At 63.2% G+C, this 22,205-nt stretch carries 20 protein-coding genes; 6 read left to right on the top strand and 14 right to left on the bottom strand.

From position 1 onward, the window contains the following. Nucleotides 1-32: 32 nt before the first annotated feature. Nucleotides 33-2,003: an LTA synthase family protein gene (locus tag ASF77_RS10370; RefSeq protein WP_200934160.1), complete on the bottom strand. Its 1,971-nt coding sequence runs from the start codon at nucleotides 2,001-2,003 to the stop codon at nucleotides 33-35. Between the two features lie 445 nt (nucleotides 2,004-2,448). Between ASF77_RS10370 and ASF77_RS24255 the strand changes: the two genes are divergently transcribed. After that, the gene (locus tag ASF77_RS24255; protein WP_156648832.1) at nucleotides 2,449-2,856 is read left to right on the top strand and encodes a hypothetical protein; all 408 of its coding nucleotides are present in this window, start codon (nucleotides 2,449-2,451) and stop codon (nucleotides 2,854-2,856) included. A 321-nt stretch (nucleotides 2,857-3,177) separates the two neighbouring features. Here ASF77_RS24255 and ASF77_RS10365 read toward each other — a convergent pair whose 3' ends face one another. Continuing rightward, nucleotides 3,178-3,687 carry a porin family protein gene (locus ASF77_RS10365; RefSeq protein WP_056338689.1) on the bottom strand — a complete coding sequence of 170 codons (510 nt, stop codon included), beginning with the start codon at nucleotides 3,685-3,687 and terminating at the stop codon, nucleotides 3,178-3,180. Nucleotides 3,688-4,737: 1,050 nt separating this feature from the next. Beyond that, nucleotides 4,738-6,192, bottom strand: a complete 1,455-nt coding sequence (locus ASF77_RS10360) for a PQQ-dependent sugar dehydrogenase (RefSeq protein ID WP_229445373.1) — start codon at nucleotides 6,190-6,192, stop codon at nucleotides 4,738-4,740. A 64-nt stretch (nucleotides 6,193-6,256) separates the two neighbouring features. Here ASF77_RS10360 and ASF77_RS10355 point away from each other — a divergent pair, with 64 nt between their 5' ends. After that, nucleotides 6,257-7,447, top strand: coding sequence for an MFS transporter (locus ASF77_RS10355; RefSeq protein ID WP_229445371.1), 1,191 nt, complete (start codon nucleotides 6,257-6,259; stop codon nucleotides 7,445-7,447). An 8-nt stretch (nucleotides 7,448-7,455) separates the two neighbouring features. On the opposite strand, the gene ASF77_RS10350 is transcribed toward ASF77_RS10355, so the two are convergent. The 3 genes from ASF77_RS10350 to ASF77_RS10340 form a co-directional block, all read right to left on the bottom strand. Continuing rightward, entirely contained in the window at nucleotides 7,456-8,610 is a 1,155-nt protein-coding gene (locus ASF77_RS10350) for a diguanylate cyclase (RefSeq protein WP_056338684.1), read from the bottom strand. A gap of 119 nt (nucleotides 8,611-8,729) precedes the next feature. Next, the gene (locus ASF77_RS10345; protein WP_056338681.1) at nucleotides 8,730-8,966 is read right to left on the bottom strand and encodes a hypothetical protein; all 237 of its coding nucleotides are present in this window, start codon (nucleotides 8,964-8,966) and stop codon (nucleotides 8,730-8,732) included. A 219-nt stretch (nucleotides 8,967-9,185) separates the two neighbouring features. After that, nucleotides 9,186-10,085 (bottom strand): DMT family transporter, encoded by a 900-nt coding sequence (locus ASF77_RS10340; protein ID WP_056338678.1) that lies wholly within the window; start codon nucleotides 10,083-10,085, stop codon nucleotides 9,186-9,188. A 95-nt stretch (nucleotides 10,086-10,180) separates the two neighbouring features. On the opposite strand from ASF77_RS10340, the gene ASF77_RS10335 reads away from it, so the two are divergent. Beyond that, a complete protein-coding gene (locus ASF77_RS10335; RefSeq protein WP_056338675.1) occupies nucleotides 10,181-11,113 on the top strand; it encodes a LysR family transcriptional regulator in 933 nt (310 codons plus the stop codon). Here ASF77_RS10335 and ASF77_RS10330 read toward each other — a convergent pair. The 8 genes from ASF77_RS10330 to ASF77_RS10295 all read right to left on the bottom strand — a co-directional run bounded on the left by ASF77_RS10330 (nucleotide 11,110) and on the right by ASF77_RS10295 (nucleotide 18,204). Then, the gene (locus ASF77_RS10330; protein WP_056338672.1) at nucleotides 11,110-11,676 is read right to left on the bottom strand and encodes a hypothetical protein; all 567 of its coding nucleotides are present in this window, start codon (nucleotides 11,674-11,676) and stop codon (nucleotides 11,110-11,112) included. The two genes, ASF77_RS10335 and ASF77_RS10330, sit on opposite strands and share 4 nt — an antisense overlap. Nucleotides 11,677-11,758: 82 nt before the next feature. Next, nucleotides 11,759-12,364 (bottom strand): TMEM175 family protein, encoded by a 606-nt coding sequence (locus ASF77_RS10325; protein WP_307180793.1) that lies wholly within the window; start codon nucleotides 12,362-12,364, stop codon nucleotides 11,759-11,761. Continuing rightward, nucleotides 12,361-13,044, bottom strand: a complete 684-nt coding sequence (locus ASF77_RS10320; RefSeq protein WP_056338669.1) for a YoaK family protein — start codon at nucleotides 13,042-13,044, stop codon at nucleotides 12,361-12,363. The genes ASF77_RS10325 and ASF77_RS10320 overlap by 4 nt, the downstream gene beginning before the upstream one ends. Before the next feature lie 13 nt (nucleotides 13,045-13,057). After that, the gene (locus ASF77_RS10315; RefSeq protein WP_056338666.1) at nucleotides 13,058-14,932 is read right to left on the bottom strand and encodes an amidohydrolase; all 1,875 of its coding nucleotides are present in this window, start codon (nucleotides 14,930-14,932) and stop codon (nucleotides 13,058-13,060) included. Between the two features lie 83 nt (nucleotides 14,933-15,015). Continuing rightward, a complete protein-coding gene (locus ASF77_RS10310) occupies nucleotides 15,016-15,708 on the bottom strand; it encodes a hydrolase (RefSeq protein WP_056338663.1) in 693 nt (230 codons plus the stop codon). A 259-nt stretch (nucleotides 15,709-15,967) separates the two neighbouring features. Continuing rightward, nucleotides 15,968-16,597 carry a hypothetical protein gene (locus tag ASF77_RS10305; RefSeq protein WP_056338660.1) on the bottom strand — a complete coding sequence of 210 codons (630 nt, stop codon included), beginning with the start codon at nucleotides 16,595-16,597 and terminating at the stop codon, nucleotides 15,968-15,970. A 4-nt stretch (nucleotides 16,598-16,601) separates the two neighbouring features. Further along, nucleotides 16,602-17,642: a rhomboid family intramembrane serine protease gene (locus ASF77_RS10300; protein WP_056338658.1), complete on the bottom strand. Its 1,041-nt coding sequence runs from the start codon at nucleotides 17,640-17,642 to the stop codon at nucleotides 16,602-16,604. 7 nt (nucleotides 17,643-17,649) lie between these two features. Beyond that, the gene (locus tag ASF77_RS10295) at nucleotides 17,650-18,204 is read right to left on the bottom strand and encodes a cob(I)yrinic acid a,c-diamide adenosyltransferase (RefSeq protein ID WP_056338655.1); all 555 of its coding nucleotides are present in this window, start codon (nucleotides 18,202-18,204) and stop codon (nucleotides 17,650-17,652) included. Nucleotides 18,205-18,270: 66 nt separating this feature from the next. Here ASF77_RS10295 and ASF77_RS10290 point away from each other — a divergent pair, with 66 nt between their 5' ends. The 3 genes from ASF77_RS10290 to glcF are packed head-to-tail and all read left to right on the top strand — an operon-like array spanning nucleotide 18,271 to nucleotide 22,047. Then, nucleotides 18,271-19,761 (top strand): FAD-linked oxidase C-terminal domain-containing protein, encoded by a 1,491-nt coding sequence (locus ASF77_RS10290; protein ID WP_082493718.1) that lies wholly within the window; start codon nucleotides 18,271-18,273, stop codon nucleotides 19,759-19,761. 8 nt (nucleotides 19,762-19,769) lie between these two features. Continuing rightward, entirely contained in the window at nucleotides 19,770-20,813 is a 1,044-nt protein-coding gene (gene glcE, locus ASF77_RS10285) for a glycolate oxidase subunit GlcE (protein WP_056338648.1), read from the top strand. 1 nt (nucleotide 20,814) lies between these two features. Continuing rightward, nucleotides 20,815-22,047 (top strand): glycolate oxidase subunit GlcF, encoded by a 1,233-nt coding sequence (glcF, locus tag ASF77_RS10280; RefSeq protein WP_056338645.1) that lies wholly within the window; start codon nucleotides 20,815-20,817, stop codon nucleotides 22,045-22,047. The last annotated feature ends 158 nt before the right edge of the window (nucleotides 22,048-22,205 follow it).

Genomic DNA, 22,205 nt, shown 5'->3' with positions numbered 1-22,205 from the left:
GGAACAGGCAGTTAAGGAGTCGGAGACCACAACTACTTTGCCAGTCCGTACTGCTGTTCCCTGTAGAGTAGCGAGGGCAACATGACATGTGCCATTGCTCGTTTTACAAGTCGCTCATCGGCCGCTGTTGAGTCAAGTGTCAGTTGTCTAGTGCCCGCATGATAACGGCCAGGCAACGGAGCCTGTCCGGGACGCAAGATAGTAGCCGAGGAGCCTTCAAGCCAAGCAAAGTAGTTATTAAACTGCAGCATTGCTCTACCCGGCGAAGTACTGTCGCGAACCAGGTCGCGGCCAATCATCGGATGCTGGCTAGAGACTCCAAGCAGGGAAAGCAAAGTCGGGCCGAGGTCAATCTGACTGGCCATCGTCGAAATCCGTCGCGGTTTTATGTCGGCACCGAGAATCAAACCCGGGATATGAAACTTCTTGATTGGAATCAGACTATCTCCGTACACTCGGTTATCGTGGTCAGCCACAATGAGGAACACGGTATCGCGCCAGTAATCCTGTTGCTTCGCTGCGCGGATAAATTTTCCTAGCGCATAATCCGCATACTTGACGGCATTATTGACGCTCTGTTTAGCAGGGTCATGCAGAGCAATTTTGCCGTCTGGGAATTCGAACGGCTCGTGGTTGGAAGATGTAAAGATCAGGCTGAAGAACGGTTTTTTCTCGGCATGCAGGTGGTGCAGCCGTTGCAGTGCCTTGTCGAACAGGTCTTCGTCCGAGGCACCCCAGCTACCCACGAAGCGTGGCTGCATGCTTTGCCGGTCGACTACATTTTGGAAGCCGTTGCCAGTGAAAAAAGAGCGCATGTTATCGAAGTGTGCTTCGCCCCCGTAAACGAATTCCGTCTGATAGCCCTGCTTGCCCAAACCGAGTGCCAGTGTATAAAAATTGTTCTGTGCTAGAGAGAGTTTGACCACACTCCTTGCAGGTGTCGGGGGATAACCGGCTACTACAGCCTCGATGCCGCGCACAGAGCGTGTACCGGTTGCGTACAATTGCTCGAACCACCAGCCTTCGTGCTTGAGCTTCTCTAACTCAGGCGTGACAGGAAGCCCTCCCAATGATTGCACGAAGGTTGCGCCCAAGCTTTCTTCTAACACAATGACCAGATTAAGAGGCCGATCGCGAGTGATAGCCGCTTGCTGGTGATGAAGGGTCGGACGTTCCGTTATCGGATACCGATAGTCTCGAAGCCACGGCGCGGCAGCAACTTCCGCCAGGATCTCTGCGCGGGCCATCTTGCCATAGATTTCCGATGAGTTAGCTTCCTTGCGAAGTGAGCTAATTGCATCAAGCACGGACCAGGCGGAATTGATGACCAGCGAGTTAACTAAAGCATCGCCGCTTAGCGCAAAGAGTGCAGTGTTCGCCGGCCGGTGTGCAGTTGTCGAACGAATTTGCATCAATACCAGCAGCATCAAAACAGGCCAGGTAAGCAGCAGCTTTTTAGTCGGCCATATCGTCATGCGCGTTGACAGCCGTATGAGCACGCTGTGCAATGCCCAAGCGAGCATGAGAGTGCCGGTAACTGTTGTTAGCAACACAGCTCTGTAACCGTTCCATAGCGTCCCGAAGACCTCGGCGGGGTACGAAAGGTATTCAATAAAAAGGCGATTGGGACGCACATCGTACTGTAGGATGAACTGAGGTGAAGCCAGTTCCAGGAATCCGACAAAGACAAGCGCGCCCGTTGTCCACCAGAACGTCAATTTGGCCCACAGTTGCGCCGTGTGCCTGCGTGCAAGAAATGGCGCGAGTGCCAGCGGTATGATGATGAAGTAGCCGAGCAAAATTAAGTCAGCTCGAATGCCTTGCACAAATATTTCGCTGATCATGCCGGTAGCTCGAACCCGATCGCGCTGCCAGAAAACAAGTGCGACACGCGATATGGACAGAATAAGCAATCCGAAAAACAAGAGGAAAAACAAGTTGAAGTAAGGACCAAGCCGACCCCATCCATATGCGTAAGGCTGCATGGAAGGCAACTCATCCATTACTTCGTGAACATTTCTGTGATTCATATCGTCAAGGTGCCTTGAGCAGTGACTGCGTCCAACCGACGCGCCAAACTGCAAAGCTTAACAAGACTTGAATCTCGACACTGTTAAGTTGACGTTAGGTTTCCGTTAAAGTAACCAACCACGGAATCTTGTTGGCTAAAATTTGCTGATGGCTAGTAGTCGCAACTTACAACGCCATCCCATCAACCAAAAGCAAGCGCCCTATCGATTACCAGACAGTCTGGCATACATAGCGATGTCTGCAATGGGTCGTTAGCGGACGCTAATGCAGTCAGCAATTTGCCAGAAGCAGATATTTTCCTGCAAGCGCAGACGAGCCGACATGATCGCGCCATGTCTGACTAACAGACAGCCTGCAACTCATGCAGGCAGAACGATAGGACGCCCTTTGCTCTCAAGACGAAAGTTTGCCGCTGCCATGATCGCCCTTATGAGCGCCGGTACGACCGTGGCCGATGAATTGCCCCGTGTTGTACTAGTGCAGTACGTCGTGAGCGAAAGCTCAGCGACACGCGTGGACGAACTGCTGACAGGCTCGGTAGAACGAGCACTGCACACGCTGCCGCGGGTGAGCAATATCGAATCGAACACACGTGCTGGAGTAGGTAAGGTTGCAGCCGATATCGAGATCCACTTCGAAGGCGGTGCGACCAAGCAGGATATGGCTTTAGTACTGAGCCGAATCGCCCAGGCAGAGCTCGGCAACGACGTTCAGGTGACCTCTGTCGCCGTCCATCTTCGTGTTGCCCGCTATCGGCCAAAAGCGGACGCTAGTACAGCTGCCAGCTGTAACATGCTCAACTCAGAATCAGCTTGCAAACTATGAAGAATTTTTTGATTACCGTGTCGGGGACTGCGATTGGCACACTTCTCTACACTGGCTTCTTGAGCAGTGCACATGAACCTGACTGGGAACGTGCCGCATTCGTGGGTGTCTTCTGCGGCATCTGCTCCGCCCTATGGCCTAAGAAAAAGCGAGAGCGATAGGCTGGACAGTTCAACGCCTGAGGCCAGTACCTGGAACAGGTGCGGCAGTACGAGACCGGATGAACGCATTCACTGCTGCGCATGGAACGACAATGCCTGGCGTAAGCCGGGCATTGCTCATGTGCGCCGCGCTGGCAATACTCGCGCGGGGAGCCGGTTCTTAGAACTGGTAGGCGAGGCCGATGCTTACGTTCTGGGAGTCGCTGGACGGCTTCTGGAATTCCAGACGGGCCGAGATGGCCGGGTTGAAGGCGTAGCCAACACCGACGCCGACAATGCCGTTCGAGTCCGACGTCTTCACGCGCCTGCCGAGAACTTTGTCTTCCGCTTCTACACGGCTGTAGCCGAGGCGTCCCAGCAGGCTGAAGCCGTTGCTCAGTGGTAGGGTTCCCACAGCCGACAGCGACACCTGATTCAGGTCAATGTCGCCGTTAATGCCGGGCACTGCCGTGTATTCAAGGCTGGCCAGGCGGCGATAACCGGCTTCGATGGCGATATTCGAGAGGACGTTGTAGCCGACAAAGACGCCAGCGCTGGTGCCACGCCCGCTAATATCGTCTATCTTGGTGCGGCCAAGGTCAACGCCTGCGTAGAAGCTGTTTGGCTCGGCGGCAAACCCAGTGGACGAAGTGATGACTAGGATAGCCGTGGCTGCGATTTTTTTGAACATGATTGCCTTTGTTGTAGTGGGGCGCTGGGCTAAATCCCGAGCGCAGCGCGATTATTGCTTAAATAAAAACATTGAGCCACAGTGATTCTTCGAATTATTGTTTGAAGATGTAACAATATATGCATATTTTATTTGCCAAGCACCCGCTGATTCGGTTTCAATGCCTTGCCGTTGGCGCGCTTGCCTGCATGCGTCAATTATCCAGCGCAAGCGTTTTAGTAGTTAGCAAGTGCATGGCATCAAACATCAATGTGTTGCCGAAATCGGTTCAGCTATTAGGCGGGTACCCCATATGGTTCAACCTAACGTGCCCTCGGCGATTCCTCACGGATTGCTTATGAAATTCAAAGTTATTGCAATTTTCCTAGGGCTTCTGTGTTCTAGCTCTTTTGCCACGCCGCCGCCAGCGCCGAATATTTCGCCTTGATTAAAGCAAGCATTATGAAATTTGGATTTTAATTATTCATGATGAACACCGATGGAAGGCGATATCGGCAGGAGTGAAGCGGATTTAATGGAACGTGGTCTACTCTAAGTGAGAAGCAGACGTCGAAGCGCGCTGTTTAAATTGCAATGACAACGACTCAATTTGACTGATCGCCTAATTGTCCGCAATCGGCCAGGAACCGCCATTAGAACGCATGACTAATCGGAAAAGAGATGGATGACATAAAGCCGCACTTTCAATGTGCGAGTTGTCTCCGTGGCGTCCTGAACAGGAGCGCAGAGAAATGCTTATTCTGCGGCGCTATCCTTCCTCCAGGAGTGCGGCTAAGTGCGCAAGAAATTGCATCGCGCAAGGCAATTGACGCGTTGGCGCGGGAGAAAGCGCGACGGGATTGGCTTCAGCCCTATCCACAATCGACATCGAGGAATCTCGATGGACTCGGAGACGTCATCGATTTTTTAGGGGACATATAGACCCGTCGGATCGTTACCGAAGGGGGATGCATACGAAATATGAACGTCCCCGTCAAGTCGAGAACGGACGCTCAGGTCGGTCTACAAGCATCCAGGAGCGGGCCTACCCGCTCCTGGCAGTTTCGCTGTTTATTTCTTCGGCGTCAGCATCAGAAGCCGGCCGCGCGAACCGTCCTCCAGCAGCCAGAGCGCGCCGTCCGGCCCGGTGCGCACGGCGCGGATGCGTTCGCCCATGTCCCAATGGTCTACCTTGCTCGCATTCTCACCGTCGAGGGCGATGCGATCCAGCGACTTGCCCGAGAGGCCGGTAATGAAGAGGGAATTTTTCCACTTCGGGAACAGATCCGCATCGTAATAGGCGAGGCCGCCTGGCGAAATGGCTGGATTCCAGGACACTTTCGGGGCTTCGAAGCCGTCGCCGGGCGCATGGTCGGGGATGTCGCGGCCGTCGTAGTGGCTGCCGTTCGATGCTTTCGGCCAGCCATAGTTGAGGGCCGGCTTGATCAGGTTGATCTCGTCGCCATGGCGCGGCCCCATCTCCATTTCCCACAGGCGCCCCTGCCGGTCGAAGGCGATGCCCAGCAGATTGCGGTGGCCATACGACCAGACGCCGGCATGGAAGCCCTTGGCTGCGAGCGGGTTGCCGGCAGCCGGTGTGCCGTCGAGGTTCAGGCGCAGCACCTTGCCCAGCGTCGACTTGGGATCCTGCGCCGGATCGAACAGTTGGCGGTCGCCGCTGGTGAAGAAGAGATATTTTCCATCGGGCGAAAAGGCGATACGGCCCGAATAGTGCCCGCCGGTCGACGCGTCGTTGCCGCGGAAAATCACCTTCGTGTCCTTGAGCGCGCCGCCTGCCTGATCGAATGTCGCAGTGGCGAGCACGACCCGGGTATCGGCGCCGGAAGCCGCTTCGGAGTAGCTGAAGTAGAGCAACTTGCTGGCCGCGAAATCGGGCGCGGGCACGACGTCCATGAGCGCGCCCTGGCCCTTGCTGCTGACGGCGGGTGTGCCGGACACCGTCCGCCTGCTACCGCTTGCGGGATCGAACAGGATCAGCGTCCCTTCCTTTTGCGTCACCAGCATGTTGCCGTTGGGCAGGAATGCCATGGCCCATGGGCTATTGAACGTGCCGACCGGCTTGACTTCGAAAGGCAGGCCCTTGGTTGCGCTTGCATTGGCCTGCGCGTTCGCGGGCGCCGGGGCGGCGACGGATGCAAGCAGCGTGAGCGAAAAAGTGGTGGCGAGGCCGAGCATGTTCACATTCATGTTTTGCAGATCTCCATTCGCGGATTGTTGCCAGGTTGTCGAGGCGGTGCGCACCCGTTGCCGCGCGCCGCGAAGGATGCGTCGGCGCTGGCGGTGCACGGTGGCGGTAGGAAGTGTAGAGCAAAACGCCCGTTGCAGCCGCTGCGCTGTCGGGGGCGGCGCGTTGCGACGCAATTGTTCCGGAAAGTGGAAGGTCGAGGGCGGCATGTTCGCCGACAAATCACGGGAACGAATGAGCAAGATGCCGAATGCCAGTATATTGCGGCATAGCCCTTGTGTCGCCGCAGGCCGGGCGCCAACCTCAATCAGGAACTTCATGCTAGCCCTCGACAAGAAAACCGGCCAAGCTGCCACTGTCCCTTTTACCGGCTACCAGAAGTTCGTGGCCGGCCTGCTCGCTTTCCTGCAATTTGCCGTGATCCTCGACTTCATGGTGATGGCGCCGCTCGGCGCCGTGATCATGCCCTCGCTCGGCATTTCGCCGACGCGCTTCGGCATCGTGGTGTCGGCTTACGCGTTCAGTGCCGGCCTGTCCGGCTTGCTCGCAGCCGGATTTGCCGACCGTTTCGACCGCAAGAAACTGCTGTTGTTCTTCTATACTGGTTTTATCTGCGGCACGCTGTGGTGCGGCCTGGCGCGTTCATTCGAATCCATGCTCGCCGCGCGCATCGTCACCGGTATCTTTGGCGGCGTGATCGGCTCGGTCTTGCTGGCCATCGCGACCGACCTGTTCGCGCCAAATCTGCGCGGCCGGGTGATGGGCATCATTCAGACCGCATTCGCCGCAAGCCAGGTACTGGGGATCCCTGTGGCGCTGTATTTGTCGAACCATTTCAACTGGCATGCACCGTTCTTTCTCATCGTCGGCATCGGTGCGATCGGCGGCGTCGTGCTTGCCTGGCGCCTGGAACCGGTCGACGCCCACCTGAAAGGGCAAGCACGCTCGAACGCATTGCAGCACCTGATCGCCACCGTGACCGACCGGCGCCACCTGCCTGCGCTGGCCACCACCTGTCTGCTCGCCACCGGCGGCTTCATGCTGATGCCCTTCAGTAGCGTGTTTACCGTCAATAACCTCGGCATCGGCCTGGATCGCCTGCCGACGATTTATCTCATTACGGGGCTATGCACGATTTTCGCAGGGCCGCTCATTGGCAAAATGGCCGATCGGTTCGGCAAGATGCCCGTGTTTTATTTCGGTACCGCGGTCACGATCCTGATGGTGTTGACCTACACGCACCTGCCGCCTGTGCCATTGCCGGTCGTTATCGTCATCAATGTGGTCATGTTCGTCGGCATTTTCTCGCGCATGATTCCGTACCAGGCCTTGGCGGCGTCGGTTCCCGAGCAGCATATGCGCGGCTCGTTCAATGCCATCAGCTCGTCGCTGCAACAATTGTCCGGCGGCTTGGCCGCAATCGTCGCCGGTCACCTCGTCAGCACCGGCGCGGATGGCAAGCTGCAAGGCTTTCCGAATGTCGGCTACGTGGTCGTCGGTACCACCATCGTCGCCGCGTTCCTGGTCACGCAAGTGAACAAGGAGCTCCAGGCGCGCTCGGCCGCGGCAGCATGAGCTTGGCGCTAAGGGGCGCTGTATTCCGTCCCAAGAACGCGATTGCGCCCACTGCGCTTGGCCGCATACAACTGCTCGTCGGCGCGCGCGATCAGGGCCTGGCCGGGGACGCCCGGCAACCGGGACGAATAGTGTGCGCTGACGACGCCGAAGCTCGCCGTGGCGCGGATCGGCACCTCCCCGTGCCGGATGCTCGCTTCGGCAAGGCGTAGACGCATCCGCTCGGCGAGGGCGTGGCCGTCGGCCAGGCTGGTATTGGGCAGGATCAGCAGGAATTCTTCGCCGCCGTAGCGCACGACCGTGTCGGCGCCGTCGCGGGTCATCGACAGTAGCAAGCCGGCGAATTCCTGCAACAGGGTGTCCCCGGCCTGGTGGCCGTGGGTGTCGTTGATGGCCTTGAAACTGTCCAGGTCGCACATCACGACCGTCAGCGGGGCTTCCTCGCGGCGGGCGCGCTCGATCGCATGCTCGAGCAGGCCGGCGTTCAGGTGGCGCCGGTTGAAGGCGCCCGTGAGCGGATCGCGGACGGACTGGTTGATCAGCGTTTGCTGGGTCCAGTATTGCCGGCGCGACGCACGGGCGTCGCGGAGGGCGGCAATGGCGCCGAACAGGTTCGCGAGCAGCAGAAGCATCGTCATGGTCGACAGATGGCGCGCGCTGACCGTGCCGGAGAGGTAGACGAGCGCCAGGAATCCCGCACTCGCGGCCAGTGCGACGATGCTTGCGTTGACGAGACGGTTTGGAATGAACAGATAGACGATGATCAGCATGATGGCCATCGACATGCCATGCAGGAGCGGCTCGCCCCGCGAATAGGCAACCACCAGGAAGGACAGCATCGAGAGGGTCGAAAATGCGGTGGCTGCGCGGTAGGCGGTGCGCCCTGGATCGGCGCTGCGGCGGGTCAGCACGATGCTGGCCAGGGCCACGCCCGCGATGGCAAGGCGCGCCACGAACAAGGCGAGTGTCCGGCTGCTCTGGCCAAGGTGGGCGATATCGGCAAGGGCGAAGCCGAGGTAGAAAATTGCACAGAATGTGAGCGAGCGCGTCAGTTCGTGGCGGATGATGCCGCCCTGGTCGCGCAGGAAAGCCGATTCGGTAGCGGCGGACGTGAATTCACCGCGCCAGCGTGCGATGGCGCCGGGGGACTGCAGATTGGACATGGGGAGGGCAGGAACGAGGAAGAGCCCGACTGTAAAGACTAATTGGATTGCTGTAAAGAAATTTAACTAGTGGTCAGTACAATCTTGCATCGATGTCACTTGGGTTCATCGCGCACGCCCTATTTGATTCTCGAGGTGCTGTCGCTCGGCACGCAGATGGCCGATAGGGCATAGGAGGGCCGGGGCGCCGACCGGTCGGACTTCGCGTCCGCCGCAAGCATGTCGGCCTTCCAGGCGGCCGCGGCCTTGCGGCAGGCCGGTTCGTCCCGGAACTCGAGCGTCTGCATCGAGGAAGACGGGTTGCCGCCGCCGGCGTCCTGTCGCCAGAGGGCCATCGTCAGGATCAGGTAGTACATCCATTCTCTCCCGGCGGCCGCCATTTTTCGAAAACAGGGTTTCGATATTTCGGAGACTGCTTGTAACGAAAAAGTTCCGTCCACTGGAGGTGGACGGACAAAACCTTGAAAAGGACATTGGAGTGAGCGCACTTTAATTCGTCAACATGTCAGGCTGATGACAGCGACGTCTGGACGAGCGGCCGCGCCCGGCCGTGGCAAGCCGGGTCGCCGCGCTCTTCACCGCGAGCGCGTACAAAACCACACCGCCGCCCCCGTCGCCGCAAAGCCCGCCAGCGTCAGCGCATTCAGGGTCTCGCCCAGCACCGCGAAGGCCATCAGCGCCGTCACGCCCGGGATCAGGTAGAACAGGCTCGCCACCTTGCCCGCTTCGCCCTTGCGCATCAGGACTAAGAGCAGGCTGGTGGCGCCGATCGAGTTCACGATCGAGAGCCAGCCGGAGGCGAACACCATGGTCGGCGTCCAGCGCACATCGAAACTTTCCAGGCCGAGCGCGAGGGGCAGCGCGACCAGCGTGGCGACGAACAGCTGCACGAAGCCGCCGGTGCGCAGATCCATCCCGGCGCAGTATTTTTTCTGGTACAGCGTGCCGAGCGCGATGCCGGCCAGCGCCACCACGGCGCAGGCATAGGCGCCGATGCCCGCCGTGCCGGTGCCGAGCTTGTGCCAGACCACCAGCAGCACGCCGAGCACGCCGCCGGCCATACCCAGCCACTGTTTGCCGCCCGTGCGTTCACCCAGCATCAGCGCCGCGCCCAATGCCGTCAACACCGGCATGGTGCCGACGATGAGCGCCGATTCGCCGGCCGACACGCCCCATTTGAGGGCCGTGTACAGGCCGGAGAATTGCAGCGCCTGGATCAGGAGGCCCACCACGACCAGATGGCCGAGCGCGCGCCATGTCGGCGGCCAGGGCGCGCGCGTCGCCAGCGCGATCAGGAGCAGCAGTGCCGCGCCGAGGCCGAAGCGCAGCGTCAGCAGCGTGAACGGCGCGGCATAGGGCACGGCGAGCTTGCCGACCACATAGCCCGAACTCCACATCGCAATGAACAGCAGGGGCAGGGCGATGCCGCCCACGCTGGTGAGTGCTGGTGCTGGAAGCCTGATCGTCGTCGTCATCGCTGTCTCCGGTAAATGGTTAGGCCAGCTTAGGCCGAACACACCTGCGCTACAATCCACCAAAACGATGACTGATTGTTTCCGAAAGCGATACGATGAGCGAGATGCAGCCACGCGATTTCACCGATGTCTGGGCCTTCGTCCGGGTCGTCGAAACCGGTTCCTTTTCCGAGGCGGCGCGCCAGATGGGCACGACCAAGGCCAACATCAGCAAGGCGGTAGCGCGCCTGGAAAAGACGCTGCGCGCCAGGCTGCTGAACCGCTCCACGCGCAAGCTCGGGCTGACGGAAGCGGGCACCGCCATCTTCCAGAACGCGCTGCGCATGCTGGAAGAAGCGCGTGCACTGGAAGCCACGGCGGCCGGGCTGCAGGCGGGGCCGAGCGGCATGCTGCGCGTGAGTGCCTCGCTCGCCTTCGGCAACACCTGGCTGGCTGGCCTGCTGCCGGAATTCATGGCGCGCTATCCGGAGATCCGCGTCGTCCTCAGCATGACCGACCGCTATGTCGACCTGGTCGAGGAAAACATCGACGTCGCGCTGCGCATGGCGCCGCGCGTGGACATGCTCAGTGCGGTGGCGCGGCCGATCGCGCCGATTCGATACGTGCTCGCCGCATCGCCGGCCTACCTGGAACGGCACGGCACGCCGACGCGCATCGAGGAACTGGCGACGCACCGCTGCCTGGTCTTCGGCAGCGGCGCGCCAGTCAGCTGGGAATTCGAGCGGGCGGATGCGGAGGACAGCGTCAAGCCGAACATGGTCATGAGCGCCAACAGCAGTCCGGCGCTGCGCCTGGCGATGCTGCGCGGCGGCGGCATCGCGCTACTGCCGACTTATGTGGTGGGTGAGGATCTGCGCCGCGGCGAGGCCGTGCGCGTGCTGCCGGACTGGGTGCCGCACGGCGCCCACGGCGACCGGCTGTTCGCGGTCTACCTGGAGAACCGCTTCCTGCCGCCGAAGGTACGCGTGTTCATCGATTACCTGGTCGAGACCATCGGCGAGCAGCCAGAATGGGACGCCCCGCGCTAACGCAGATGGGCGTCGACGTCGCGCGGGTCGGTCAGGGTGAGCAGGCCCTTCGAGATGGTCAGCACGATCAGGATGCCGGCGATATCGCCGACCATCATCACCAGCAGCGCCGCCCAGTCCAGCGTCCCGGTATGCACCCAGACGAAGGCGTGGTTCAACACGGGACTCACCACGCCGCACAGCAGCCCGGTGAACAGCAGCCGCCCCAGGGTCAGGTTGCGCAGGCGCGGCCCCAGGTCGAACCAGTGTTTCGCGAACAGGTAGGCGAGATAGGGGCCGGCCGCCGCCGCGACGGCGCCGCTCAAGGCACGCACCTCCTGGAAGGCGAAATGGTGGAAGTTCAGGTAGAGGCTGGCCAGCAGCAGGCCGATGAAGCCGGCGAAGCCGAACAGCAGGGTCGCCAGCAGGCGGATGCCGGCTGGGAGAAACACCCAGTTGACGCCGCTGCCGTGCTCGAACCGGAGGAAGAAGGCCTCGTTAATCCAGTTCAACCCGATGAACGCGACGATGGTGATGGCGACGTAGCCGAGCTGCTGTTTCGCGTGTTCTGTCAGGCCGGTCATAAGGGTTGCGAAACATCCGCTGGATTGCGTGTCGTTGCATTTTAGTAATGATGCATTGTAACCGCAAGGATGCCGGCCACGCTCAGCCTTCCCGATCCATGGAGCCGGAGGGGATGCTCAAGCTGGTGCGCGGAGCCCGTTCAGGCACCAGCCACAGCAGCGCCAGCAACACATGCACCACCGCCCCCAGCGGCGGATGCATCAGCGACAGTCCGATCGCCAGCGCGTACAGCACGATCGACACCCGGTTCTTGCGGCTGCCCCATGCGGCTACGTGGTCAGGGTCGGTCTCTCGTTGCAGGCGCCAGGACAGCAGCATGAAGGAGACGGAGCACAGCAGCAGCAGCACGCCATACAGCGCCACCGGCACCGGCGCCATCGGGTTCTCGCCGGCCCAGGCGGTCACCCAGGGGATCAGCGACATCCAGAACAGCAGGTGGAGGTTGGCCCACAACAGCGCGCCGTCGACCTTCGCCACGCGCTCGACCAGGGCGTGATGGTTGACCCAGTAGATCCCCACGTAGACGAAGCTCAGTGCATAGCGCAGCCAGCCGGGCAGTACCTGCGTCAGATCGGCGAGCGCCGTGCCCTGGGGCGGCTTCAGTTCCAGCACCATGATCGTGATGATGATCGCGATTACGCCGTCGCTGAAGGCCTCGAGCCGGCCCTTGCCCATCACCGCGTTCACTGCGCCGCCTGCGGTTCGGACAGGAACAGGTGCCAGACCAGGATCGCGTTCGGTACGGCCAGGGCGAAGAAACCGAAGGCGCGGTAGGCGAATGCGGAGGCCACGCAGCCCAGGGCAAAGGCGAACACGGGCCAGAAGAACTTGGCGCAGCGGGCGCGGGTGGCTTCGTCGGCGGCGCCGCGCAGGCGGTCGACGGTGTCGATCACGAGCTGGGTGACGTTCCCGGTCATCATCGAGGTCGGCGCCAGGTTCGTCAGCAGGAGTTTGCTGGCCGCGCTGTGCGCACCCATCGCGGCCGCACCCAGCAGGCCGGCGGCAAAGGCGAACGATCCGGCCGTATTTCCGACCGGTTCGTCCAGCATGCCGCACACCATGAAGCCCAGCAGCAGCACCAGTTGCAGCAGGTAGACCGGGCGCGTGGCCCCCGTCTCGCGCCCTTCGTAGCGCGCCACCACCAGCCGCGCCGCCGCCACGCCCAGGATAAAGGCGGGGAAGGCGAGCAGCTTCAGCAGCGATGGCGTCTGCGCCGGGTCGGCCAGCGCCGCCGCGATCAGCACGAAGTTGCCGGTGACGTGGGCGGTGAACAGGCCGAACAGGGCGATGAAGCCGAGGGTGTCGACATAGCCGGCCAGGAAGCCCATGCTGGCGCCTTGCAGACGCTGGAAGTGTGCGTTCTTCATGTGCGTCTCCCGTTCAGAAGGCGAAGCAGCTGCAGCCGAGGGCGCCCCAGAAGCCGCCGAAGTTCGACACCGGCACGCTCGATTGACGGGCGCGGTCGTGGCTGTGGGCGTGCACGCCGCAGGGACCGCTGCACTGGTGGGGCAGGGCGATTTGCTGCTGTGGCTGCGGCGCGGCCTTGCGCCAGTGTCCCGGCACCTTGGCGACCGGCGACCATTCCGGCAGCACCGGGATCGGCGGCGGCCCCAGACTCGTGAACTCGGCGGCGCCGTAGACCACGTTCCCGCCGACCACCGTCAGCACCGATTCGATCGATTTAATGGCTTCTTCCTCGACCGTGAAGAAGTCCTGCGACAGGACGGCGAGGTCGGCCAGCATGCCTGCGCGGATCTGGCCCTTGCGGCCCTGTTCGTTCGAGAACCAGGCGCTGCCCGACGTCCACAATTCCAGCGCCGTAGTGCGCGGCAGCAGGCCGTTGTCGCCGTACAGCGGCAGGCCGCCGACGGTGCGGCCGGACACCAGCCAGTACAGCGCCGTCCACGGGTTGTAGCTGGCGACGCGGGTGGCGTCGGTGCCGGCGCCGACCGGCACGCCGGTCTCCAGCATGCGCTTCACCGGCGGCGTGGCGCTCGCGGCCACCTTGCCGTAGCGGTCGACGAAGTACTCGCCCTGGAAGGCCATGCGGTGCTGGATCGCGATGCCGCCGCCCAGCGCTTTCACGCGCTCGATATTGCGCTCGCTGATGGTCTCGCAGTGGTCGAACATCCAGTGCAGGCCGTTGAAGGGGATGTCGCGGTCGACCTTCTCGAACACGTCGAGCATGCGTGTGATCGATTCGTCGTAGGTGGCGTGCAGGCGGAACGGCCAGCGGTTCTCGATTAGGTGGCGCACCACTTTTTCGAGTTCGTCCTCCATGCCGGCGGCGAGCTCCGGACGTGGCTCGAGGAAGTCCTCGAAGTCGGCCGCCGAGAACACCAGCATCTCGCCGGCGCCGTTGTGGCGATAGTAATCGCTGCCTTCGCCCGGTTTGACCATGCCCGTCCAGCGCTGGAAGTCTTCCAGTTCCTGGCCCTTGTTCTGGGTGAACAGGTTGTAGGCGATGCGGATCGTCAGCTGTTTATTCCGGTCGAGTTCCTCGATGACCGCGTAGTCGTCCGGGTAGTTCTGGAAGCCGCCGCCGGCGTCGATCGCGCTGGTCAATCCGAGCCGGTTCAGTTCGCGCATGAACTGGCGCGTCGAATTCACCTGCAGGTCGTAGGGCAGCGTTGGGCCCTTGGCCAGGGTGGCGTACAGGATCATCGCGTTCGGACGGGCGATCAGCATGCCGGTCGGGTTCCCTAGCGCGTCGCGCTGGATCTCGCCGCCCGGCGGATTCGGCGTGTCCTTGCTGTAGCCGACGGCGCGCAGCGCGGCGCGGTTCAAGAGGGCGCGGTCGTACAGGTGCAGGATGAAGACGGGCGTGTCGGGCGCGGCGGCGTTGATCTCTTCCAGCGTCGGCATGCGCTTTTCCGCGAACTGGAATTCGTTCCAGCCGCCGACCACGCGCACCCACTGCGGGTGCGGGGTGCGGTCGGCCTGGTCTTTCAGCATGCGCAGCGCGTCGGCAAGGGAGGGCACGCCTTCCCAGCGCAGTTCCAGGTTGTAGTTCAGGCCGCCGCGGATCAGGTGGATGTGCGAATCGTTCAGGCCGGGGATCACGGTGCGGCCGTTCAGGTCGATGACCTCGGTGGCGGCGTCGCGGTGGCGCATCACGTCTTCCAGGGCGCCGACGGCGAGGAAGCGGCCGTCGCGGATGGCGACCGCACTGGCCTGCGGCTGTTCGCGGTCGAGGGTGGCGAAGTTGCCGTTGGTGAGGATGAGCGTCGCGCCCTGGCTGGCCTGTGCTTGCATGGTGTTCTCCTGGTTGTTCCGATTCGCCCGGCGGCGTTGGTGATGGTGGGCGATCCGCCGTGGCGGCGGATCGCGGGGACGCTTTAACGGATCGGCGCAGAAACGGGAGCGAGCACCTCGTTCTGCCCCCCGTTGCGGGCGGCCGCCTTGTGCACCATCGTGTAGGCGTAGTCGACACCCATGCCGTAGGCGCCGGAGTGCTCGGTGACGATCTTCATGACGGCGTCGTAGGTCTCGCGGTTCTTCCAGTCGCGCTGCCATTCGAGCAGCACCTGCTGCCAGGTGACGGGCACCACGCCGGCCTGCACCATGCGCTGCATCGCGAAATCGTGCGCATCTTTCGACGTGCCGCCCGAGGCGTCGGCCACCATGTAGATCTCGTACTCGCCTTCGAGCATGGCGCACAGGGCGAAGGTGGTGTTGCAGACTTCCGTCCACAGACCGGCGACGATCACCTTTTTCTTGCCGTTCTTCGCCAGGGCGTCGCGCACTTTCTGGTCGTCCCAGGAATTCATCGAGGTGCGCTCGAGGATCGGGTGATCCGGGAACACGTCCAGGATTTCCGGGTAGGTTTTACCGGAGAAGGAATCCGTCTCGACGGTGGTGATGATGGTCGGGATGCCGAAGGCTTTCGCCGCCTTGGCCAGGCCCACCACGTTGTTTTTGAGGGTCTGGCGATCGATCGACTGCACGCCGAAGGCCATCTGCGGCTGGTGGTCGATGATGATCAGCTGCGAGTTTTGCGGGGTCAGGACTTCGAGTTTGGCGTTGTTCATGGTGTTCTCCTCTGTCGTTGGTTCAGGTTGGGTTGGCGTTCACTGCACGGATCATCGAATGTATCGAAGCTTCAGCTCGGCCCTTTGCTGTCGGGCTTGCCTTGTTGTCGATGCGATGGAGCCATTATGCGTGGCTCGGAAGCAGATGAAAAACGGAATATTTACGGATTAACAATCGAAATTTTCGATCGTCTATCGAGAAAGGAGGGTATATAAGGCGGGATGCCGGCCTAGCAGCCTGGTGGCCGGCCTTGGGCTTCTAGAGAGCGTCGGGCGAGGAGCTCGCCACGGCGTGGCGCAAGTTCAGGCGCGCCTGCCGATCGAAACGGGCATGCAGTGCCGGCGTCGTGTAGAGCGCGGGCCGATTCAGGAAGGAGAGCAGCACCGCACGGCGCTTTTGCCGGTACACGTCGAGCGGAACGGCGGCGTACTCGGCGCGTACCTGCTGGTCGTACTTCGCAAAGCGCGCCGGCGCGGCCCCGAGGATGGCCAGGTCGATGTCGACGACGAGATGCGCGTCGCCGTCCGGCGGCGCGCCGTGGTGGCAGGTGGCCATGATCAGCGTCTCCACCCGCGCAACGACCGCCGGATCGGCGCCGGCCGCGCGCAGCGCCTCGCGCGCCCATTGCGCACTGCGCGCCTCGTTGTCGCGCGCCGTCGGGACATAGACCGCGTCGTGAAACCACAGGGCGAGGGCGACTTCGCCGGGATGCGCGGCCAGATGCTCTACCTGCGCACAGAGTTCCAGGCATTCGGCCAGGTGCTGCAGCGTATAGTAGTGGCGCCCGGGTTCGGCATAGCTTGCGAGCAGGCGGTCGCGCCAGGCGGCGTCTGCGTGCAGGCCGAGGCGGGCCCAGTCTGCAGTCCAGCGCTGCACGAAGTCGATCATGGTGCTACTTGTGCTGCTCCGGCAAATGAATCGACCGCGCCAGCAAATGCCCGGCCAGCCAGCCGCCCACTAGCCCGCCAATATGCGCCGCATTGTCGGTGTGCGGATACACGAAGCCCATCCACAGGCTGAACAGCAGGAAGGGAATCAGGGAGGCGCGCAGTTCGCTCACCACGGTCGGCGGCACGCCGCTGTTGGCGCGGCCGAGGAAGGCGAGCAGGCCGCCGATGATGCCGAAGATGGCGCCAGAGGCGCCGACGCTGTTGACGTGCGGGTTCCACAGCACGCTGGCGACGCTGCCGCAGATGCCGGCGATGAAGTACAAGGCGACGAAGCGCGTGCTGCCGAAGATGCGTTCGGTAAGCCGCCCGACCTGCCACAGCGCCAGCATGTTGAAGACCAGGTGCAGCAGGCTCCCGTGCAGGAACATCGAGCTGACCAGGCGCCACCACTGTCCGCCGCGCGTCAGGCGGCCGACGTTCGAGCCCCATTCGACCAGCTGCTGCGCGTGCAGCATCGCCTCGGCCTGCGGCTGCAGCGCGAACAGCAGGCGCAGCGGCCCCACCAGCTGGGACTGGAAGTGTTTGATGGCCAGCCACATCAGCGCGAAGATGCCGATATTCGCCGCCAGCAGGCCCCAGATCACCGGCGTCGACGGGCTCCAGTAGTCGATCCGGTCGTGGAAGACCTCGTTCTCTTCGTGCTCGCGCGTAAAGGCTTCGGTCTGGCGCGTCGGCAGCAGGGCGACGATGCGCGCCGCCGTCTCGCGGTCAAGCGCCGAGAAACCCACCGTCACCGTTTCCTTGACGCCGATGACGTCGAAGCGGACGTCCTGGCCGCTGGCATAGGCATTGACGATGTCGACGCGGCGCAGCGTATGCTCCTCGCGGCGCGGCATGCGGAAGGAGCGCTGGCTGCTGCCGCGCACGATGACGAAATCGGCCTGCACCTCGAGCGTGCCCGGGCCGCGCAGGCGGAACGGGTTGCCCGGCCACTTGCCGCCGGCCGTGTAGAAACGGACGTCGAACAGCGTACTGCCTGTCATGGTGTCCTTAGCCGCGCTGGCGTTCGTGGTTCCAGAGCACGTCGCTGCCGCCCGCGAAGCGGTTCAGCACGCGCGCCAGCACGAACATCAGGTCCGACAGGCGGTTCACGTATTGACGCGGCTGCGGATTGATCGTGTCCTCTTTCGAGAGGGCGACGATGGCGCGCTCGGCGCGGCGGCAGACGGTGCGGCAGACGTGGGCCGTGGAAGCCGCGCGCGAGCCGGCCGGCAGGATGAACTCCTTCAGGATCGGCAGGTCGGCATTGTATTTTTCGAGCAGGCCGTCCAGGCGCGCGACGTGTTCGTCCTTGATCATCTGGTAGCCGGGGATGCACAGCTCGCCGCCCAGGTCGAACAGATCGTGCTGGATCGAGACCAGTTCCTCGCGCAGGTCTGGCGGCATGTCTTCGCACAGCAGCAGGCCGACGAAGGAATTGAGTTCGTCGACTTCGCCCAGGGCGTGAATGCGGGCGCTGTCCTTGCCGGTGCGGCTGCCGTCGCCGAGGCCCGTGCTGCCGTCGTCCCCGGTACGCGTGGCGATTTTGGAAAGTCGATTACCCATGATGATGCCCAGCCCATAAAAAAAGATAGCCCGAGGATACGACAAATCGATGTGATTGTGGCTACAATCGACGCCATGTCCGCCCCTCTCCACGTCTCTCCAGAGCGCCGCCAGCAGGTCGCCGCCGCCTTGCGCGCGAAGCTTCCCGATGGCGCCGTCCTGTCCGATCCGGAAGACACCCGGCCCTACGAATGCGACGGCCTGGCCGCCTACCGCCAGCTGCCGATGATCGTCACCCTGCCCGTGAACGAGGAGCAGGTGCTGGCGATCCTGAACGTCTGCCGCGAATTGCAGGTGCCGATCGTGCCGCGCGGCGCCGGCACCGGCCTGTCGGGCGGGGCGCTGCCGATCCATGACGGCGTGGTGCTGTCGACTGCCAGGTTGAACCGCATCGTCCGCGTCGACGACTACGCGCGCACGGCCGTCGTTCAGCCGGGCGTGCGCAACCTCGCCATTTCGGAGGCGGCGGCCCGGTACGGCCTGTATTACGCGCCCGATCCGTCCTCGCAGATCGCCTGCACCATCGGCGGCAACGTGGCCGAGAACTCGGGCGGCGTGCACTGCCTCAAATACGGCCTCACCGTGCACAACGTGCTGCGCGTGCGCGTGGCCACCATCGAGGGCGAGATCATCGAGCTGGGCGGCGAGGCGCTGGACGCGCCGGGCCTGGATCTGCTGGCCGTCTTCATCGGCTCGGAAGGCATGCTCGGCATCGTCACGGAGGTGACCGTCAAGCTGGTGCCGAAGCCGGCCGTGGCCCAGGTGATCATGGCCAGTTTCGACGACGTCGTCCTTGGGGGCAATGCGGTGGCCAGCGTGATCGCGGCCGGCATCATCCCGGCCGGCCTGGAGATGATGGATCGCACTTCGGCGCGCATGGTCGAACCTTTCGTGCACGCCGGCTACGACACCGACGCTGCCGCGATCCTGCTGTGCGAGGCCGATGGCACGCCGCTGGAGGTAGCCGAAGAAATCGAGCGCATGACGCAGGTGCTGCAAGGGGCCGGCGCCAGCGCGATCGCGGTCTCGCAGAACGAGGCGGAGCGGATGAAGTTCTGGTCGGGCCGCAAGAATGCCTTCCCGGCGGCGGGGCGCATTTCGCCCGATTACTACTGCATGGACGGCACCATCCCGCGCAAGCAGCTGGCTCACGTGCTGAGCAGCATCGAGGCGATGGAAAGCACCTACGGACTGCGCTGCGCCAACGTGTTCCACGCCGGCGACGGCAACATGCACCCGCTGATCCTGTTCGATGCGAACACGCCGGGCGAATTCGAGCGTGCCGAAGCCTTTGGCGCTGCCATCCTGGCGCTGTGCGTGGAAGTGGGCGGCACGATCACGGGCGAGCACGGCGTCGGCATGGAGAAGATCAATTCGATGTGCGTGCAGTTCGCGCGTGCCGAACTCGACGCCTTCTTCGCCGTCAAACGGGCGTTTGACGCGCCAATGCTGCTCAATCCGGACAAGGCGATCCCGACGCCGCACCGCTGCGCCGAATTCGGCAAGCTGCACGTGCATCACGGCCAGGTGCCGTTCCCCGAACTCCCGCGCTTTTAAAGATAACGATGATCGAACACTTCAGGGAGCAGATCCGCGCGGCCGCAGCTCGCCAACAGCCGCTGCGCATCCGCGGCGGCGGCAGCAAGGACTGGTACGGCGGCGCGCTGCTAGGAGACATCCTCGACACGCGCGGCCACAGCGGCGTCGTCGACTACGAGCCGACGGAACTCGTGATCACGGCGCGCTGCGGCACGCCGCTGGCCGAGATCGAGGCCGTGCTGGCCGCGCAGAACCAGATGCTGGCCTTCGAGCCGCCGCATTTCGGCGAGGGCGCAACCTTCGGGGGCGCGGTCGCGAGCGGCCTGTCCGGCCCGCGCCGCGCCAACAGCGGCGCCGTGCGCGATTTCGTGCTGGGCGCCCAGCTGATGGACGGAAAGGGCGATGTCCTGAACTTCGGCGGCCAGGTCATGAAGAACGTGGCCGGCTACGACGTCTCGCGCCTGCTGGCGGGCTCGATGGGCACGCTCGGCCTGATGCTGCAACTATCGGTCAAGGTGCTGCCGCGCACGGTGGCGGAGACGACGCTCGTGTTCGAGACGGGCGAGATCGAGGCGATCCGCATGCTCAACGTCTGGGGCGGCCAGCCGCTGCCGGTCTCGGGCAGCTGCTGGCATGCGGGCAGGCTGGCGCTGCGCCTGTCCGGTGCGCGCGCGGCGGTGGACGCGGCGGTGAGGACGCTGGGCGGGCAGGAACTGCCTGACGCATCGAGCTTCTGGACGGAGCTGCGCGAGCAGCGCCATGCCTTTTTCGCGGGCGACATGCCGCTCTGGCGCCTGTCGGTGCCGCCGACCACGGGCGCCATCGTCCTGCACGGCGAGCAGCTGATCGAGTGGGGCGGGGCGCAGCGCTGGCTGCGCGCGGCCGCGAGCGACGCCGCCACGATCCGCAGCGCCGTGCGCGCGGTCGGCGGCCATGCGACCCTGTTCCGCGGCGGCGACAAGGGTGTCGGCGTGTTCCAGCCGCTGGCACCAGGCGTCGCGCGCATCCACGAGCGCCTCAAGTCGGCCTTCGACCCTGCGCAGATTTTCAACCCCGGACGACTGTTCTAGCATGCAAACCAACCTGGCCGATTTCATCAAGGGCACCGCCGAGGGCGAGGAGGCCGAAGCGATCCTGCGCGCCTGCGTCCACTGCGGCTTCTGCACCGCCACCTGCCCGACCTATCAGCTCTTGGGCGACGAACTCGATGGCCCACGCGGGCGCATCTACCTGATCAAGCAGGTGCTGGAAGGCGCCGAGCCGACCCGCAAGACCCAGCTGCACCTGGATCGCTGCCTCACCTGCCGCAACTGCGAATCGACTTGTCCTTCGGGCGTGAAATACGGACGCTTGGTCGATATCGGCCGCCGCGTGGTCGAGGAGCGCGTGCCGCGTCCCGCCGCCGATCGCGTCAAGCGCACGCTGCTCAAGGAATTCCTGCCGAGGACGCACCTGTTCAAGCCGGCGTATGGCCTCGGCACGGCCCTGCGCCCGCTGCTGTCGAAAGAAATGCAGGACAAGGTGCAGCGTCCGCGCGCAGCCGGCCACTGGCCGACGCGCACGCACGCGCGCAAGATGCTGGTGCTGGACGGCTGCGTGCAGCCGGCGATGGCGCCCAACATCAACGCGGCGACCGCGCGCGTGCTCGACGCCCTGGGCGTGCAGTTGGTTGTGGCGCCGAAAGCCGGCTGCTGCGGCGCCGTACGCTACCACCTGAACGACCAGGCCGCGGGCCTGGACGACATGCGCCGCAACATCGACGCCTGGTGGCCCTATGTCGAGCGCGAGGAAGTCGAGGCGATCGTGATGACGGCGTCCGGCTGCGGCGTCACGGTCAAGGAGTACGGCCACCTGCTGGCCCACGACCCGGAATACGCCGCGAAAGCGGGGCGCATTGCGATGCTCACGCGCGACCTGTCGGAGATCCTGCCGGCTTTCGAGGAGCAGTTGGCCGCCCGCCTGCGCGGCAAGATCACTGAGCGCGTTGCCTTCCATCCCCCTTGCACGCTGCAGCACGGCCAGCAGATCCGTGGCAAGGTCGAGGGGGTACTGCGCGCGGCCGGCGTCGATGTCGTGCTGTGCGCCGACAGCCACCTGTGCTGCGGTTCGGCCGGCACCTATTCCGTGCTGCATCCGCAGATCGCCCACGAACTGCGCGACCGCAAACTGGCCACGCTGGAAGCGACCGGCGCCCGCGAGATCGTCTCGGCCAACATCGGCTGCATGACCCACCTGCAGTCGGGCACCGCCACCCCGGTCACCCACTGGATCGAACTGCTGGATCGGGCATTGGCAGCCCCCTGAGCAGGCCGCCCACGGCGGCGCTTTCATACCCTGGGCGCCCATGAGGGCGCATTCTCTTTTTACGGCAAAGGCAGTGCGTTCATCCGCAGCTGCCAGGCCGGCGTATATGCATGTCGTGAGCAATAATTGAGTTTTAGAAACAGAGGTTCGATGAATAT

Source organism: Massilia sp. Leaf139 (assembly GCF_001424165.1).
Lineage (GTDB): Bacteria > Pseudomonadota > Gammaproteobacteria > Burkholderiales > Burkholderiaceae_D > Telluria.
Note: the sequence above shows the minus strand (reverse complement) of the source record. Positions and strands in the feature narration are given on the sequence as shown.

Excerpts from the sequence above, each read along its gene's own strand:
- ASF77_RS10350 (WP_056338684.1), bottom strand. The coding sequence starts at position 8,610 with ATGTCCAATCTGCAGTCCCCCGGCGCCATCGCACGCTGGCGCGGTGAA.
- ASF77_RS10365 (WP_056338689.1), bottom strand. The coding sequence starts at position 3,687 with ATGTTCAAAAAAATCGCAGCCACGGCTATCCTAGTCATCACTTCGTCC.
- ASF77_RS10330 (WP_056338672.1), bottom strand. The coding sequence starts at position 11,676 with ATGACCGGCCTGACAGAACACGCGAAACAGCAGCTCGGCTACGTCGCC.
- ASF77_RS10295 (WP_056338655.1), bottom strand. The coding sequence starts at position 18,204 with ATGGGTAATCGACTTTCCAAAATCGCCACGCGTACCGGGGACGACGGC.
- ASF77_RS10345 (WP_056338681.1), bottom strand. The coding sequence starts at position 8,966 with ATGTACTACCTGATCCTGACGATGGCCCTCTGGCGACAGGACGCCGGC.
- ASF77_RS10335 (WP_056338675.1), top strand. The coding sequence starts at position 10,181 with ATGAGCGAGATGCAGCCACGCGATTTCACCGATGTCTGGGCCTTCGTC.
- ASF77_RS10340 (WP_056338678.1), bottom strand. The coding sequence starts at position 10,085 with ATGACGACGACGATCAGGCTTCCAGCACCAGCACTCACCAGCGTGGGC.
- ASF77_RS10370 (WP_200934160.1), bottom strand. The coding sequence starts at position 2,003 with ATGGATGAGTTGCCTTCCATGCAGCCTTACGCATATGGATGGGGTCGG.
- ASF77_RS24255 (WP_156648832.1), top strand. The coding sequence starts at position 2,449 with ATGATCGCCCTTATGAGCGCCGGTACGACCGTGGCCGATGAATTGCCC.
- glcF (WP_056338645.1), top strand. The coding sequence starts at position 20,815 with ATGCAAACCAACCTGGCCGATTTCATCAAGGGCACCGCCGAGGGCGAG.
- ASF77_RS10315 (WP_056338666.1), bottom strand. The coding sequence starts at position 14,932 with ATGCAAGCACAGGCCAGCCAGGGCGCGACGCTCATCCTCACCAACGGC.
- ASF77_RS10310 (WP_056338663.1), bottom strand. The coding sequence starts at position 15,708 with ATGAACAACGCCAAACTCGAAGTCCTGACCCCGCAAAACTCGCAGCTG.
- ASF77_RS10305 (WP_056338660.1), bottom strand. The coding sequence starts at position 16,597 with ATGATCGACTTCGTGCAGCGCTGGACTGCAGACTGGGCCCGCCTCGGC.
- ASF77_RS10300 (WP_056338658.1), bottom strand. The coding sequence starts at position 17,642 with ATGACAGGCAGTACGCTGTTCGACGTCCGTTTCTACACGGCCGGCGGC.
- glcE (WP_056338648.1), top strand. The coding sequence starts at position 19,770 with ATGATCGAACACTTCAGGGAGCAGATCCGCGCGGCCGCAGCTCGCCAA.
- ASF77_RS10320 (WP_056338669.1), bottom strand. The coding sequence starts at position 13,044 with ATGAAGAACGCACACTTCCAGCGTCTGCAAGGCGCCAGCATGGGCTTC.
- ASF77_RS10360 (WP_229445373.1), bottom strand. The coding sequence starts at position 6,192 with ATGAAGTTCCTGATTGAGGTTGGCGCCCGGCCTGCGGCGACACAAGGG.